The 15,646-nt window shown below is 65.6% G+C and carries 14 protein-coding genes; all 14 read right to left on the bottom strand.

Features of this window, described 5'->3' with window-relative positions:
• Window positions 1-10: 10 nt before the first annotated feature.
• Entirely contained in the window at window positions 11-907 is an 897-nt protein-coding gene (locus KF730_RS06535) for an FtsQ-type POTRA domain-containing protein (protein WP_294093148.1), read from the bottom strand.
• A complete protein-coding gene (locus KF730_RS06530; RefSeq protein ID WP_294093146.1) occupies window positions 904-1,824 on the bottom strand; it encodes a D-alanine--D-alanine ligase in 921 nt (306 codons plus the stop codon). Before KF730_RS06530 ends, KF730_RS06535 begins: the two co-directional genes overlap by 4 nt.
• Window positions 1,821-2,717 (bottom strand): UDP-N-acetylmuramate dehydrogenase, encoded by an 897-nt coding sequence (gene murB / locus KF730_RS06525; RefSeq protein WP_294093145.1) that lies wholly within the window; start codon window positions 2,715-2,717, stop codon window positions 1,821-1,823. The genes KF730_RS06530 and murB overlap by 4 nt, the downstream gene beginning before the upstream one ends.
• Window positions 2,714-4,120 carry a UDP-N-acetylmuramate--L-alanine ligase gene (murC, locus tag KF730_RS06520; RefSeq protein WP_294093143.1) on the bottom strand — a complete coding sequence of 469 codons (1,407 nt, stop codon included), beginning with the start codon at window positions 4,118-4,120 and terminating at the stop codon, window positions 2,714-2,716. The genes murB and murC overlap by 4 nt, the downstream gene beginning before the upstream one ends.
• The gene (gene murG / locus KF730_RS06515) at window positions 4,117-5,274 is read right to left on the bottom strand and encodes an undecaprenyldiphospho-muramoylpentapeptide beta-N-acetylglucosaminyltransferase (RefSeq protein WP_294093141.1); all 1,158 of its coding nucleotides are present in this window, start codon (window positions 5,272-5,274) and stop codon (window positions 4,117-4,119) included. Before murG ends, murC begins: the two co-directional genes overlap by 4 nt.
• Entirely contained in the window at window positions 5,271-6,407 is a 1,137-nt protein-coding gene (gene ftsW, locus KF730_RS06510; RefSeq protein ID WP_294095782.1) for a putative lipid II flippase FtsW, read from the bottom strand. Before ftsW ends, murG begins: the two co-directional genes overlap by 4 nt.
• Window positions 6,408-6,487: 80 nt before the next feature.
• Complete coding sequence (gene murD / locus KF730_RS06505) at window positions 6,488-7,768, bottom strand: UDP-N-acetylmuramoyl-L-alanine--D-glutamate ligase (RefSeq protein WP_294093139.1); 1,281 nt, start codon at window positions 7,766-7,768, stop codon at window positions 6,488-6,490.
• Window positions 7,765-8,835: a phospho-N-acetylmuramoyl-pentapeptide-transferase gene (mraY, locus tag KF730_RS06500; protein WP_294093137.1), complete on the bottom strand. Its 1,071-nt coding sequence runs from the start codon at window positions 8,833-8,835 to the stop codon at window positions 7,765-7,767. Before mraY ends, murD begins: the two co-directional genes overlap by 4 nt.
• A complete protein-coding gene (murF, locus tag KF730_RS06495; RefSeq protein ID WP_294093135.1) occupies window positions 8,835-10,211 on the bottom strand; it encodes a UDP-N-acetylmuramoyl-tripeptide--D-alanyl-D-alanine ligase in 1,377 nt (458 codons plus the stop codon). Before murF ends, mraY begins: the two co-directional genes overlap by 1 nt.
• Entirely contained in the window at window positions 10,208-11,623 is a 1,416-nt protein-coding gene (locus tag KF730_RS06490; protein WP_294093133.1) for a UDP-N-acetylmuramoyl-L-alanyl-D-glutamate--2,6-diaminopimelate ligase, read from the bottom strand. Before KF730_RS06490 ends, murF begins: the two co-directional genes overlap by 4 nt.
• A complete protein-coding gene (locus tag KF730_RS06485) occupies window positions 11,620-13,326 on the bottom strand; it encodes a penicillin-binding protein 2 (protein WP_294093131.1) in 1,707 nt (568 codons plus the stop codon). Before KF730_RS06485 ends, KF730_RS06490 begins: the two co-directional genes overlap by 4 nt.
• Window positions 13,323-13,877 carry a hypothetical protein gene (locus KF730_RS06480; protein WP_294093129.1) on the bottom strand — a complete coding sequence of 185 codons (555 nt, stop codon included), beginning with the start codon at window positions 13,875-13,877 and terminating at the stop codon, window positions 13,323-13,325. The genes KF730_RS06485 and KF730_RS06480 overlap by 4 nt, the downstream gene beginning before the upstream one ends.
• On the bottom strand, window positions 13,877-14,830 hold the full coding sequence (rsmH, locus tag KF730_RS06475) for a 16S rRNA (cytosine(1402)-N(4))-methyltransferase RsmH (protein WP_294093127.1): 954 nt from the start codon (window positions 14,828-14,830) through the stop codon (window positions 13,877-13,879). The genes KF730_RS06480 and rsmH overlap by 1 nt, the downstream gene beginning before the upstream one ends.
• Window positions 14,827-15,312 (bottom strand): division/cell wall cluster transcriptional repressor MraZ, encoded by a 486-nt coding sequence (locus tag KF730_RS06470; RefSeq protein ID WP_294093125.1) that lies wholly within the window; start codon window positions 15,310-15,312, stop codon window positions 14,827-14,829. Before KF730_RS06470 ends, rsmH begins: the two co-directional genes overlap by 4 nt.
• Window positions 15,313-15,646: the final 334 nt, after the last annotated feature.

Genomic DNA, 15,646 nt, shown 5'->3' with positions numbered 1-15,646 from the left:
CTCCCCTGAATTACTCTACCGATGTCGCCGCCGGTTGTGGTGCATTTACCGTACCTTGCCGGCGGACGACAAGCTTGTCCGGATCGCGCATGTCGAAACCCAGATGGCCGCGCCCCAGCAGCCTTTGCGTTCCGTCCAGCTCGGCAAATTTCTTGAGCGTCTCCGCCGCTTCCTTCTCGCCCTCGGGCAGTTGCAGCCGCTCGCCGGTATCGAAGATCACGTCCCAGCGGCGATTGCCGATCCAGCTCGCCGCGCGGACCAGAGGCTTCAGCGCCGGCGCGTTGTCGAGCAACGCACGGCGCGCCGGCTCCTGCGAATTGGCGCCGTCGCCGATGATCAGCGGCAGATCGGGCATCGCTTCCTGCTTGACCGGCTCCAGCGCGACCCCGTGCGCGTCGATCAGCATCAGTTGGCCGTGGTTCTGCCAAATCGCCGCCGGCTCACGCTCGACGATGAAGATGCGCAGCGTGTTCGGCAGGCGCCGCGAGACGCGGGCATCCTCGATCCATGGATATTTGAGCAGCCTTTCGCGAACCAGCGCCAGATCGACCAGCGGCATCGCGCGCGAATCCTGATCGAGCGCCTGCGCATAGACATCCATCTTGTTCATGCGCTTGAGGCCGTCGATCTGGATCTCGTCGACGCGGAACCCAGCCTCGCCCACCGTCTCGGAAACGGCGGTGCCGACCGCGCCGGGAATGCCGAAAAAGCTCGCCACCCCGATCACGCCGATGCCGGCGAGTCCGACGATGCTCCACGTCGCGATCCTCGTCAGAGTCGCCTGGCTGACTGGCAGGGCGGCGACCGCGGATTCGAGCAGGCCGGGCTTCTTCTGCCTGCGCGCGCCCTTGCGCTGGGGCTTGGCCCCGCGCCGCGTCGCCGTCCGCTTGGCCGGCGCCCGGCTCACGCCAGCGCCTCATCGACGATGCGCTGCACCAGCTCCGGATAGGAGATGCCGAGATATTTGGCCTGCTCGGGCACGAGGCTGAGCGGAGTCATGCCCGGCTGGGTGTTGACCTCAAGCAGGAACAGCCCCTCGACACCCTGATTATCGTCCCAGCGGAAATCCGAGCGCGACGCGCCCTTGCAACCAAGATGCCGATGCGCGCCCAGCGCGATGCGCTTGCAGGCTTCGGTGATCTCATCGGGGATTTGCGCCGGGAAAACGTGCTCGGTCAGGCCATCGGTATATTTGCTGTCGTAATCGTAGAAGCCGCTCTTGGGCTTGAGCTCGGTGACGCCCAACGCCTGATCGCCCAGCACGGCGGTGGTCAGCTCGCGGCCGCGAATGAAAGGCTCGGCGAGCAGCTCGTCGAACTCCTGCCACGGGCCTTTGGCGCCGGCGGCGATCGGGTTGCCGTAATTGCCCTCAGTCGTGACGATGGCGACGCCGACCGACGAGCCCTCGTTGACGGGCTTGAGCACATAGGGGCGCGGGAGCGGGTCCGCCTCGTAGAGATCGGCGGTCCGCACCATCCGTCCGCCGGGCATCGGGATGCCGTGCGGCACCAGCGCCTGCTTTGTCAGTTGCTTGTTGATGGCGATAACGGAAGTGACGAGGCCCGAATGGGTGTATTTCAGCCCCATCAGATCGAGCATGCCCTGCACGGTGCCGTCCTCGCCGGGGGTGCCATGGAGCGCGTTGAACACGACATCGGGCTTGGCGGCGGCGAGCTTGGCGGCAACGTCACGGTCCATATCGATGCGGGTAACCTTGTGGCCGAGGCTCTCCAGCGCCTCGGCGATGCCAGCGCCCGACATCAGCGAAACTTCGCGCTCGGCCGACCAGCCGCCCATCAACACCGCAACGTGCAACTTGCTCACCTACTCACCCCCACGCGCTGGATTTCCCATTCCAGCTCGACTCCTGATTGCTCTTTCACCCGCGCGCGGACATCCTCGCCCAGCGCCTCGATATCGGCGCTTGATGCATTGCCGAGATTGAGCAGGAAATTGCAGTGTTTTTCGCTGACCTGCGCATCACCCCGCCGCAAACCGCGGCAGCCGGCTTCGTCGATCAACGCCCATGCCTTGTGGCCGTCAGGATTCTTGAAGGTCGAGCCACCGGTCCTGGAGCGCAGCGGCTGCGATTCCTCGCGCGCGGTGGCGATGCGGTCCATCTCGGTCTGGATGGCCGCCGGCTCGCCGGGCATGCCGCGAAAGGTCGCGCTGACGACGATCGCGCCGCGCGGCAATTCGCTGTGGCGGTAGGTGTAGCCGAGATCCGCCAGCGCCAGCGTGCGGATATCGCCCGAGCGCAGCACGACCTCACACTCGACAAGGATGTCCTTGGTCTCGCGGCCATAGGCGCCGCCATTCATCCGCACGAAGCCACCGACCGTGCCGGGGATCGAACGAAGGAACTCGACGCCCGCAATGCCCGCATCGCGCGCCTTCGAAGATACGAGGATACCCGAGGCGCCACCGCCGCATTTGAGCGTCAGCCCATCGGCCTCGACCTGCGCGAACGCCTTGCCGAGCCGCACCACCACCCCGAGCACGCCGCCGTCGCGAACGATCATGTTCGAACCGAGCCCCAGCCCCATCACCGGGACCGACGGATCGAGCGCGTATAGAAAGTCGGCGAGGTCTTTCGCATCGGCCGGCTCGAACAGCCATTCCGCCGCGCCGCCGCTCTTGAACCATACCAGCGGCGCCAAAGCCGCGCCGTGCGTCAGCTTTCCACGCACCGGCGGCATGGCGTAGCAAACGCTCATCCGCGCGCGTCCTCGATGCCTTCCGCGAGGCCCGCCGCCCATTTGGTGATGTCACCCGCACCCAGGCATACCACCATGTCGCCCGGTACGATCACCTCGGCGAGCGCCTTGGCCAGCGCGTCGGCGCTGTCGATATTTTGCGCGGCACGATGCCCGCGCCGCTTGATGCCTTCGACCAGCACTTCCGACGAGACGCCTTCCAGCGGCAACTCGCCCGCAGCATAGACGGGGGTCACATAGACCATGTCGGCGTCGTTGAACGCCTGGGCGAAGTCCTCCATCAGATTGCCGAGACGGGTGAAGCGATGCGGTTGCATCACGGCGATCACGCGGCCCTCGGCGCTCTCTCGCGCCGCTGCCAGCACAGCGCGGATCTCGACCGGATGGTGGCCGTAATCGTCGATGATCGTGACGCCCTGCGTTTCTCCGACCTTGGTGAAACGGCGCTTGACCCCGCCGAAGCGGCCAAAGCCCTTCTGGATCGTCACATCGGGAATGCCGAGTTCCAGCGCCACGCCGATCGCGGCGAGCGCGTTCTGGACATTGTGGCGGCCGGGCATCGGCAGCTCGATATTCTCGATCGAGCGGACGCTACCGTCGCGCTGGCGGATGATCGCCTCGAAACGGTTGCCCCCCGCATGCGGCGTGACGTTGACGCCGCGCACATCCGCCGAGGCCGCGAAACCATAGGTCACGATCCGGCGGTCGCGAACGCGCGGGATGATCGCCTGCACTTCAGGATGATCGAGGCAGAGAAGCGCGGCGCCGTAGAAAGGCACATTCTCAACGAACTCGACATAGGCGTCCTTGGCGTTCTCGAACGAGCCGTAATGATCGAGATGCTCGGGATCGATATTAGTGACCACCGCGATCGTGCCGTCGAGGCGCAGGAAGCTGCCGTCGCTCTCATCGGCCTCGATCACCATCCATTCGGAGGCGCCGAGGCGCGCGTTCGAGCCGTACTGGTTGATGATCCCGCCATTGATGACGGTCGGATCGACGCCGCCGGCATCGAGCAACGCCGCGACCATCGAAGTCGTCGTCGTCTTGCCATGCGTGCCGGCCACCGCGACGGTGGACTTGAGCCGCATCAGCTCGGCCAGCATCTCGGCGCGGCGGACCACGGGGATGCGGCGCTCATAGGCTGCTTCGACTTCGGGATTGGTACGCACGATGGCGGTGGAGGTCACGACCACCGCCGCATCGCCGAGGTTTTCGGCGTTGTGGCCGATCGTAACCTTGATGCCGCGATCGCGCAGACCTTGCACGACATAGCCCTCGGCCACGTCCGATCCCTGCACCGAATAGCCGAGATTGTGCATCACCTCGGCAATGCCCGACATGCCGATGCCGCCGATCCCGACGAAATGGATCGTGCCAATGTCGGTTGCGACACCCTTCATGCGTACGCTGCCCTCGTCTGTCCCTGTTTCGCCGCCCGGCGCACCCCGATGGGTGCAGTAGGCGCATGAATCGATTCGACCAGATCGGCAAGGTCCCGTGCCGCATGCGGGCGTCCGCAGCTGCGGGCGCGGGCGGCAGCGTTCTCCAGCCCCTGCGTATCAAGGCCGAGCTTCTGGATCTGCTTGGCCAGTTCGGTGGCGGTGAAGCTGCGTTGCGGGATCATCCTCGCGCCGCCCGCCGCAGTGATCTCACGGGTATTGAAGGTCTGGTGATCGTCGGTCGATGTCGGCAGCGGCACGAGGATCGCCGGGCGTCCCGCGGCGGTCAGCTCGGCGATGGTCGAGGCCCCCGCCCGCGCGATGACGATATGCGCCCAGGCGAGATGCTCGGGCATGTCGGGCAGATAGGTGGCGATGTCGGCTGGAATATCGTGGGCGCGGTATTTGGCGCGGACCAGCTCGATATCCTCGACCCGGGCCTGATGGGTGACCTGCAGGCGACGGCGGAAATGCACCGGCAGCAGCGCGAGGCCATCGGGCACGACCTGCGACAGGATCGACGCCCCCTGACTGCCGCCGGTGACCAGCACCCGGAAAATGCCATCCTCGTCGAGCATCGGATAAGGGCGGTTGCGCAGATCGAGGATCGCCTCGCGCACCGGATTGCCGACCAGATGCGTCTTGGCCGCCCATCCCGGCTTCATCCGCTGAACGTCTTCATACGAGGTGGCGATCGCATCGACCTTGCCCGCAACGAAGCGGTTGACCCGCCCCAGCACCGCATTCTGCTCATGGATCACAGTCGGGATGCCATTGCGGAACGCCGCCAGGATCGAGGGCAGCGCCGGATAACCGCCGAACCCGATCACCGCCGAGGGCCGCAAATCCTTATACAGCCGCCTCGCCATCGAACGCCCGGCCATGATCTTGACGCCCGCCTTGAGATAGCCGAGCGGCCCGCCGCCCATCCGGCCAGCGGGGAGAACATGCGTCTCGATATCCTCGAACAGTCCCGGGAAACGCACGCCGCGATCGTCGCTGATCAAGGCGACATGATGCCCGCGCCCGATCAGCTCGGCCGCCAATGCGGCGGCGGGCACCATATGCCCGCCCGTGCCGCCGGCGGCGAGGACATAGCTGCGGGGTTGAGTCATGATTTGCTCCAGCGGCCCGTATAGGGGGACCGCTTCAGATAGGGGTTTCGCCGCGTGAAGGCGAGCAGCAAGCCGAAGCCGATCGACAGCGCCACCATCGACGATCCGCCATAGGAAATGAAGGGCAAGGTCATGCCCTTGCTGGGCGCGATACCGGTATTGACCGCCATGTTGATCAGCGCCTGCACCCCGAATTGCGCGGCGAGGCCGGCTGCGGCGAGCAGGCGGAAGGCGTCCTCCTCGTCGAGCAGCTTCATGAACACGCGAATGACGATGGCGAGATAGAGGATCGCGATCACCGCGCAGGCGATCAGCCCGAATTCCTCGCCGATCACCGAGAAGATATAATCGGTGTGCGCCTCGGGCAGCCGGAACTTGACCGTGCCACTGCCCGGCCCCGTGCCGGTCAGTCCGCCAGCGGTCAGCGTATTGTGCGCCATCTCGACCTGATAGCGGTCGGCCAACGCCGCTTCCTTGGTGGGGAACAGGAAGTTGTCGATGCGGTTGCGGGCGTTGCCATAGAACAGATAGGCCATGACCACGCCGCCGATCGCGGTCCCCCCCAGCACCCCCATCGTCATCGGCGAGATACCGGCGATCATCAGCAGGATCAGCCAGACGCTGGCGAATACGATGGTCTGTCCGAAATCGGGCTGCATCATCAGCAGCACCGCGATCAGCGCGACCACGCCGCCGGTGATCACCATCACCGGCAATTGCGGGTCCTTGGCGCGGAACGACAGGATCCAGGCGGTCGAGACGATGAACAGCGGTTTGAGGAACTCGGAGGGCTGGAGATCGGAGAAGCCGAGATTGATCCAGCGCCGCGCGCCGTTCACTTCGGCGCCGACGAAGGGCACCGCCACCAGCATCAGGATGCAGATCCCCGCTCCCAGCAGCGACAGCCGCCGCGCCAGCGTGATCGGCAGCATCGATACGACGATCAGCACCGGCACCGACACGCAGACCCACATCAGCTGCCGCCAGAAATAATACATCGCCGGCATGATGTGCGTCGCATCCGAATAGCGCCGCGCGGTTGCGGGCGATGCGGCGGCGACGGCGACCAGCCCGATCGCGATCAGCAGGAAGGCGAGCAGCATCAGCACGCGATCGACTTCCCAGAACCACATGCCGGCCCGGCTCTGGCTGGCGCGGCCGAGCTGCTTGCTGACGCGGCTGCGCACCAGCGCCTTGCCTTCTTCGTCCTCGCTCACAGCGCCGCCACCGCGTCGCGAAACGCAGCGCCGCGCGCCTCATAATCCTTGAACTGGTCGAACGAGGCGCAGGCCGGCGACAGTAACACCACCTCGCCCGGCTGGGCATTCGCCGCCGCAGCCTTCACCGCCGCTTCCAGCGTACCGCTTTCCTCGACGGACATTTCGGGGGCGAGCAGCTTCACGAACATGCTCCCCGCCTCGCCGATCGTATAGGCGCGGACAACATGGGGAAATCCCGGACGGCAGGCGTCGAGATCATTGGTCTTGGCCTTGCCACCAAGGATCCAGTGGATGCGCGGATAGGCCGACAGCGCGGGCGCGGTGGAGTCGGCGTTGGTCGCCTTGCTGTCATTGACGAACAGCACGCCATTCACGGTCGCGACCCGCTCCATGCGGTGCGGCAGGCCGGGGAATGTCTCCAGCCCCTTGTCGATGCTGGCCTTGTCGATCCCAAGTGCTTCGCAAGCGGAAATGGCGGCAAGCGCGTTCTGGGCGTTGTGCGGGCCCTGAAGCGCGGGCCAGCGCGACTGGTCCATACACAGGCCCGGCGCGACCTTGGTGAGGTGCGCGCCACGCTTCGACAGGCTCCGCGCAATCGCGGCGCTGGGCGCGTCGCCGATGCCGATCACTGCGTCATGCTCGGACGATTGCATCGCGAACAGCCGAGCCTTGGAATCGGCATAGGCTTGGAAACCATCATAGCGATCGAGATGATCCGGCGTGATGTTGAGCAGCACCGCGACGTCGCAATCGAGCGTGGCGGTGAGATCGATCTGGTAGCTCGAAAGCTCCAGCACATAAACGCCACCGGCTGCCAACGGATCACGGCCGAGGATCGGCAGGCCGATATTGCCGCCCATCAGCGTCGGCAACCCCGCAGTGTTGCAGATATGATGGATCAGCGCGGTAGTGGTCGATTTACCGTTGGTTCCGGTGATGCCCACCACCTTGTGCGCCGGCAGATCGGCGCGCGCTTCGGCAAACAGCTCGATATCGCCGATGATCGGCACGTGTGCGGTGGCGGCATGCGCGCGGATCGGATGGCTGTTGAGCGGCACGCCCGGCGACACGACCACACCGTCGAACCCGGTCAGGTCCATCGTCAGCGAATCGGCAAGTTCGGCGCCCCTGACCTGTGCTCGCGCCACTTCGTTCGAATCCCAGGCGACCACGCTCGCTCCCCCCGCGACCAGCGCATTGACGGTCGCCAAGCCCGAACGGGCGAGCCCGAGCACTGCATAGCGTTTGCCGCTCCAGGCCCGGGTGGAGATCACCGAAGCTTCAGCGTCGCGAGCCCCGCCAGCGCCAGCACGAACGCGATGATCCAGAAGCGGATCACGACGGTGGGCTCGGACCAGCCGAGCTGCTCGAAATGATGGTGGATCGGCGCCATCTTGAAGACGCGCTTGCCGGTGCGCTTGAAGAAGAACACCTGGATGATGACGCTGAGCGCTTCCATCACGAACAGCCCGCCGATGATGCCGAGGACCAGTTCGTGGTGTGCGGTTACGGCGATCGCGCCGAGCGCGCCGCCTAGTGCAAGACTACCGGTATCGCCCATGAACACCGCCGCCGGCGGCGCATTGAACCACAGAAAGGCGAGGCCTCCGCCGATCATCGCCCCGCAGAAGATCGCGAGGTCGCCGGCGCCCGGCACATGCGGGATGCCGAGATAGGTCGCGTAGATTTTGTTGCCGGCCAGATAGACGATCAGCATGAACGCCATGCTGGCGATCACCACCGGCATCGTCGCCAGCCCGTCGAGCCCATCGGTCAGGTTCACGGCATTGCCGAAGGCCACGATCACGAAAGCGGCGAAGGGGATGTAGAAATAACCGATATCCGGGTGGATCCAGCTGAAGAACGGAACATAGAGCTCGGTGTTGCTCTGCGACACGATGATCCAGCTGGCGATGCCGGCAATGACGAACTCCCCGAGCAGCCGCATCTTACCCGAAACCCCGGCGGTGCTGGCCTTCCGCACCTTGTCGTAATCGTCGAGGAAGCCAATCATCCCGAACCCGAAGGTCACGAACATGCAGGCCCAGACATAGGGGTTCTTGAGGTCCATCCACAGGAGGACCGACAGCATCAGACTGGTCAGGATCATCAGGCCGCCCATCGTCGGCGTGCCGCGCTTGGCGAGGTGGCTCTGCGGGCCGTCGTCGCGGATCGGCTGGCCCTTGCCCTGGCGGACGCGCAGCCAGCCGATGAACTTCGGGCCAATGATCAGCCCGATCAGCAGCGCCGTCGCCACCGCTCCGCCGGAGCGGAACGAGAGATAGCGGAAGAGATTGAAGATGCCCGGAAAGCCCAGCCATTCTGCAATGATATACAGCATCAGGCAGGTGCCCTTTCCGTCAGCGCCGCGACGATCCCCGACAGCCGCACGCCGTTCGAACCCTTGACGAGAACCGCGTCTCCCGGGGCGAGCACCGCTTCCAGCCGTTCGCGGGCTGTCGCCGCGTCGGCCACATGGACGAAATCCATACGACCCTCAAGCGCTTCGGCGAGCGGGGCCATCGCCTCGCCCACCAGGATCGCATAATCCACCGCAGCCGCTTCGATCGGGCCCGATAATTCGGCATGGAACGCCTCAGAATGCTCGCCCAGTTCGCGCATTTCGCCGAGCACCGCGATCTTGCGGCCCGGCTCGTGCGCCAGCACCTGCAGCGTCGCGCGCATCGAGGCGGGATTGGCGTTGTAGCTCTCGTCGATCAGCAGCGCTTCGCCGACGCCGGCAGCGATATGGATGCGCGCGCCGCGGCCGGTGAGCCCGCCCAACTCCGCCAGCGCGAGACCGGCCAGCTCGAGATCGCCATCCACCGCCTGCACCGCGGCGAGGATCGCCATGGCGTTGGAAACCCAATGCTCGCCCGGCTGCGACAGCGTGAAGCTCAGCTCGCGATCGCGGACCTTGGCGGTGATGAACGTGCCTCCTGCCCGCGCGCGCATCGATTCCAGCACATGGACATCGGCGTCCTTGCTGGTCCCGAAGGTGACAATCTGCGCGGCATGGGGCCTGGCGGCGGCGATCAGCCGATCTCGGTGCGGGTTGTCATAGGGAATGATCGCCGTTCCATCCGGCTCAAGGCCCGCGAAAATCTCGCCCTTGGCGTCGGCGATGGCGCTTTCGTCCTTGAAGAAGCCCATATGCGCCGGAGCGATCGTGGTGACGACCGCGACATGGGGGCGGACCAATTGGGTCAGCGCCGCCAGCTCGCCGGCATGGTTCATCCCCATCTCGAACACGCCGAATAGCGCCGTGCGGGGCATCCGCGCCAGGCTCAGCGGCACGCCGACATGGTTGTTGTAGCTCTTGACCGAGCGGTGCGCGTAACCCGGCTCGATCCGGTCGAGCGCGGCGAACAGCGCCTCCTTGGTGCCGGTCTTCCCCGCCGATCCGGTAACCCCGATCACCTTGCCACCCATCCGCGCCCGGGCGGACTTGCCCAGCGCATCGAGCGCGGCGCTGGTGTCCGCCACCAATACGTGCGGGTGCGATGGTTGATGGGAGTGAACCACCGCACCCGCAGCCCCTTGGCCGAATGCCTGGTCCAGATAGCGGTGACCATCGCTGGTCTCCCCCTTCAGAGCCAGGAACAGGTCGCCAGGGCCGACCTCGCGAGAGTCGAACGTGACCCCCGAAACTTCAAAATCCTCGCTCGCTGTGCCGCCGGTGGCGGTAGCGATCTCGTCTGAGGTCCAGAGCCTCATGCCGCGCACTCCCGCGCCACGCTGACATCGTCGAACGGCAACACGCGGTCACCGACGATCTGGCCCTGCTCATGCCCCTTGCCGGCGAGCAGGACGATGTCGCCCGTCTCGGCCATCGCAATCGCCGCGGCAATCGCCTCGCGGCGCCCGCCGATCTCGATCGCATCCGGCGCGCCCTTCAATATTTCGGCACGGATCGCGGCTGGGTCTTCGGAACGCGGATTGTCATCGCTGACGATCACCACATCGGCGCCTGCGGCGGCCGCCTGCCCCATCGGCTCGCGCTTGCCGGTATCGCGGTCGCCGCCGGCACCGAACATCAGGATCAACCGGCCCGACGTATGCGGCTTGAGCGCGGCAATCGCCGCCTCCAGCGCATCGGGGGTGTGGGCGTAATCGACATAAACCGGCGCGCCGCTCTGGGTGATTACCGCGCGTTCGAGCCGCCCGCGCACCGGCTGGAGTCGGGCGAGATTGGCGATGGTCGTGGCCGTATCGCCGCCCGTCGCGATCACCAGCCCCGCCGCGGTCAGCGCGTTCGCGGCCTGATATGCGCCGATCAACGGCAGCATCACTTCATAGGTCGATCCATCGGCTTCGATGGTCAGCTTCTGGCCGAGCAGGCTCGGGTCGCGCCCGACCAGCCGCAACGTCTCGCCATGTTCGCCGACGGTGATCAGCTTATTGCCCCGCGCCCGCGCCAGTTCCTCGACGCGCGGGGAATTGGGATCGTCCGCCCAAACCACCGCCGTGCCGTCTACCGCCAGCACATCGGCGAACAGCCGCAGCTTGGCGTGGAAATAGGCGGCCATGTCGCCATGGTAGTCGAGGTGGTCGCGGCTGAGATTGGTAAAGGCGGCGGCTTTCACCGGCAGACCTTCGGTGCGATATTGCGACAGGCCATGCGACGAAGCCTCGAACGCGACGTGCGTCACGCCTTCCCGCGCCAGTCCGGCGACATTGGAGAGGAAGGTCACAATGTCGGGTGTAGTCAGTCCGGTCGTGATGCTCTCGTCCGAGGTCGTGACTCCCAACGTACCGATCGAGGCGGCATGATTGCCCGCCATTCGCCACAGCTGACGGGTCATCTCGACGGTCGAGGTCTTGCCGTTGGTACCGGTCACCGCGACCGCGGTCTCGGGGAACGGCGCGAAGAATTTGGCGGCGAGCGCCGCGAACATCTCGCGCGGATTGTCCGAAGCAATATGCAGCGCGCCGTCGACGATCACTTCGGGCCGCGCCACGATCGCCACCGCCCCGGCCTTGATCGCGGCGGGAATAAAGTCTTCGCCATTGACCTGCATGCCCTGAAACGCACCGAAGACCGTTCCCGGCGCGACCTTGCGATGATCAATCGCGAAACCCGTGACGATGGCGGTTTCGCTGTTCCCCGTCAGCGCCCCCAGTTTCATTCGGCACCCTTCTTGGGCTGGGGCCCGCTCCAGATCAGCGGGAGCAGTTCGCTCTCATCGATGTCGCGCCTTTCATCAGGAGCGACGCCGAGGATCGTTCCGGTGCGGCTGACGACGCGGGCGACGACCGGCGCGGCGGTCCATGCAGCGGTAGTGCGCGGCGTCTGGGCATTGGCCTTGGGAGAATCGAGCATGGCGACCATCACATAGCGCGGCGCATCGATGGGGAAAGCCACCGCGAACGTCGAAACATTCCTGCTCTTGTCGTAACCACCACCCGAGGCCGCCTCGGCGGTGCCGGTCTTGCCGCCGATCCGATAGCCCTTGGCCTCGCCATTGCGCCCGGTGCCCTTCAGCACGATCAGCCGCAGCAGCTGGCGCATCCGGTAGCTGGTGTCCTCGCTCAGCACCCGCGTGCCAGCCACCGCCTTGCCCGGCTCGACCTTGAACAAGGTCGCGGGGCGGGCGATGCCGCCATTCACCATGGTCGCGTAGGCGTTGGCGAGATGCAGCGGGGTCACCGCGATGCCATGCCCATAGGCCGTGGTCATCACCGTGGTCCGCGCCCAGAAGCTCGGCCAGAGCGGCCGCGCCTTGTCCATCAGCTCGATCGCCGGCCGGTCGCCAAAGCCCAGTTGCCTGAAGATATTCTGCAGCCGCTCGGCGCCGATCTCGTCGGCGATGCGCGCCGTGGCGATGTTGGACGAATAGATCAGGGTCTCGGGGATGTTGAGCCAGCGGAACTGCTCGTCGCCGGGATCGTCGCGAATCTTGAAGCGCCCGACCTGGATTGGCTGGGTGGCGTCGAAGCGGCGCGACATCGAAGTGATGACGCCGGACTCGATCGCCGCGGCCACCGCGATCGGCTTGAAGGTCGAGCCGAGCTCATAGACGCTCTGCGTGACGTTGTTGCGCGGCGGCGGACCCTGGAGCTTGTTGGGATTGAAGCTTGGCAGCGAGACCATAGCCATCACTTCGCCGGTGGAAACATCGAGGATCACGCCCGCGGCGCCGCGCGCCTGGAACACCGTCATCGCGTTGCCGAGCTCGTTCTCAAGCGCAGCCTGGACGCGGGCATCGACCGAAAGCACCGCCGGCTTGCCGCGCCGCGTCGGGTCCGTCAGCTGCGCCTCGAGCACCTTCTCCATGCCGGAGATGCCGCGTCCCTGATCGTCGAGATAGCCGAGGACATGCGCGGCCATTTCGGATTGCGGATAGAGCCGCTCGGGCTCGCGCTGGAATTCGATCGCCGGCTCGCCCAACGCGTTGACCGCGTTGACCTCTTCGGGAAGCGCGCGGCGCTTGAGCCAGGCGAAGTTGCCGCCCGAATTGAGCAGTGCGTAATAGGAGCCGGCCGTCTTTTCCGGGAACATCTCGGCGAGTTTCTGCGCCAGCGCGCCCTTGTCGCCGATCACCTGATTGGGATGCACGGCGATCGCCCAGGCGTCGATCGAGCGCGCCAGAGGCGCACCGTTGCGATCGACGATGTCGCCACGCGGCGGTACCAGCGTCGCCGCCAGATCGCGCGCGGTCGCGGGCTCCGCCCACAACGCCAGCAATGCCAGCTTGCCGATCACCAGCAGAGATCCGAAGCCGAACAGCAGCGACAGGATCATCAGCCGCACCTGAGCCACGGCGACAAGCGCCTGCCGGGCGCCGCCCGAGCCGCGTGCACGCGCGGGCGGGGCGACGACGACGATCAACGCAGCGACTTCTTCTCGCGCGCCGCCAGCTGCTGAAGGTCGTTCATCGTCGACGCACTCAGGATGCTCCTGTCGACCATCGCCACCGCGCTCCTGTCGGCCTTTTTCATCAGGCTGCGCAACTCCTTGTCCTGCTGCGCCGCGCTCTTGTCATTGCCCGGGCTATGCACCGGCTCGGCTGCCGCCGTCATCACCACTGCGGGCGCCGGTTCAACACGCGTGCCAGCCGGGACCACCAGCGACGCCATCTGCACTTCGGCGGGACGGTCGAGATCGGCAAGCGCTTCCTCGCTCGCCAGATATTGCTGCGGCGCCGGCGCGGCCATCGCCAGCACGTCGCCGTTCCAGCGCTGGAGCTGGGCGAGGTTGGCGCGGGTGTCGAATTCGGTCTCTAGCCCGCGAATGTCCTTCTGCGCCTGGACGATCGCCGCCTTCATCGCGTCGAGCTTGCCGCGCTCGGCGGCGCCGTGCGAGTTCACCATGTAGCAGGCGGGCGCAACGATCACGCCGCAGAGGAACCAGCCCAGCCCCTTGAACCCCTGAACCGCCATCAGTTTACTCCTTCACTCGCCCACGCCGCAGCCGACGTCCGCCGCGCCACGCGGAGAGTCGCCGAACGGGCGCGGGGATTACGCGCGACTTCCTCCTCGCCCGGGCGGATCGCCTTGGCGGGAGTTTCAAAACTGGGCTCGGCCTTGGCGGCCTTTGCCGGAAGATGGCGCGAGCCGGCCGGCTCACTGCCGCTGCGCTCCCGGAGGAAGCGCTTGACCAGACGGTCTTCAAGGCTGTGGAACGTCACCACCGCCAGCCGCCCGCCCGGCTTCAACACGCGCTCCGCCGCCGCCAGCCCTTCGGCCAGTTCGTCCAGCTCACGGTTGATAAAAATGCGCACCGCCTGAAAGGTCCTCGTCGCCGGGTCCTTCTTGTCGTGCGCCTTATGTCCTAACGCCTTCCTAACCACGTTTGCGAGCTCGGAAGTCCGCGTAAGGGGTCTCGCGGAGACGATGGCGCGAGCCACCCGGCGCGAGCGGGGCTCGTCCCCGAAATTGTAGAGCACATCGGCGATTTCGCCCTCATCGGCCTCGTTCAGCCACTCGGCGGCGGTCATACCCTCGGCCGACATCCGCATGTCGAGCGGGCCGTCCTGCTGGAACGAGAAGCCGCGCTCGGCCTGGTCGAGCTGCATCGACGAGACGCCGATATCCATCGTCACGCCGTCGACCGGCACCATGTCACGCTCGACAAGTTCGCCCTCCATCTGGCTGAACGGCGCCTCGATCAGCGTCAGGCGCCCACCCGCGGCGGACACAATTTTTTGGCCGCTCTCGATCGCTCGGGGGTCACGATCGAAAGCGGCCACCTCGGCACCCCGCTCGAGGATCAGGTTGGTATAGCCGCCCGCACCGAAGGTCGCGTCGACATGCAGCTCGCCGGGCACAATGGCGAGCGCGTCGACGACCTCGTCGAGCAGCACCGGAATATGGGATTGAGAGGCGGAGCTCACAGCTTCACCCCCTTCGTCTGGCAGAGATATTCGCAGATCTCGCGCAGAGCGGGATCGACGTCCTTCGCGTTCATCAGTCGCTCGGGCGACCAGATGTCGAACGTTTCGCCGCTGCCATAAAACAGCGCCCATTTGTCGATGCCGGCCTTGGCGCGGAAGAAGGGAGGAATGACGAAGCGGCCACTGTCATCGAACGGCGCCTTTTCGACCAGACCGAACGCCTTGCGCTTGGCGCGGACGTCAGCCTGCTCGCCAAGCGCGCCATCGACCTGCGGACGCATGTCGATGCGATCGTATTTTTCCTTGGACCAGCTGAGGTCGTGCGCCGAAAGGCAAGGGTCGAACGGATGGGCGCCGACAACGATCTGGCGAATATCGGAATTGCGCTCAGCGGCTGCGCGCAGGTCTGCGGGAATGGCGACGCGACCCTTCTGATCGACCGCCTGAAGCGCAAATCCCTCGAAGAGCTCCCTTGTCGCCACGCCACCACCCCAGTGCGGGCACAACTCTTCCGTCTCCGGAATCAGCTTTTTCAGCTGTCTTCCGGCGCGATCCCCGACGGCGAAAGGGTGTGCCCCCTCTTAAGCATTGTGGTTTACCACAGCTGCTCGGGGACACAATGGGTGAAACGGGGATTTCACGGGAAAATCCCCCACTTTTTGCCAAAAAAACGTGATGTTTTCAATAGAGTCAGCATTTGTTCTTGGTTAGTTTTCCTCGCTTCTCGTCTGAATAGCCTGTGCCAGGTGCAATTGCCGAATAGCGGGGCAAAATCCCGCTTCCGCCCACAAATCCGGCGCAAGTGGCGGCAAATCC

It is taken from the genome of Sphingomonas sp., assembly GCF_019635515.1.
In the GTDB taxonomy this organism is placed as follows: domain Bacteria; phylum Pseudomonadota; class Alphaproteobacteria; order Sphingomonadales; family Sphingomonadaceae; genus Sphingomonas.
This window is presented reverse-complemented; position numbering and strand designations above follow the sequence as displayed.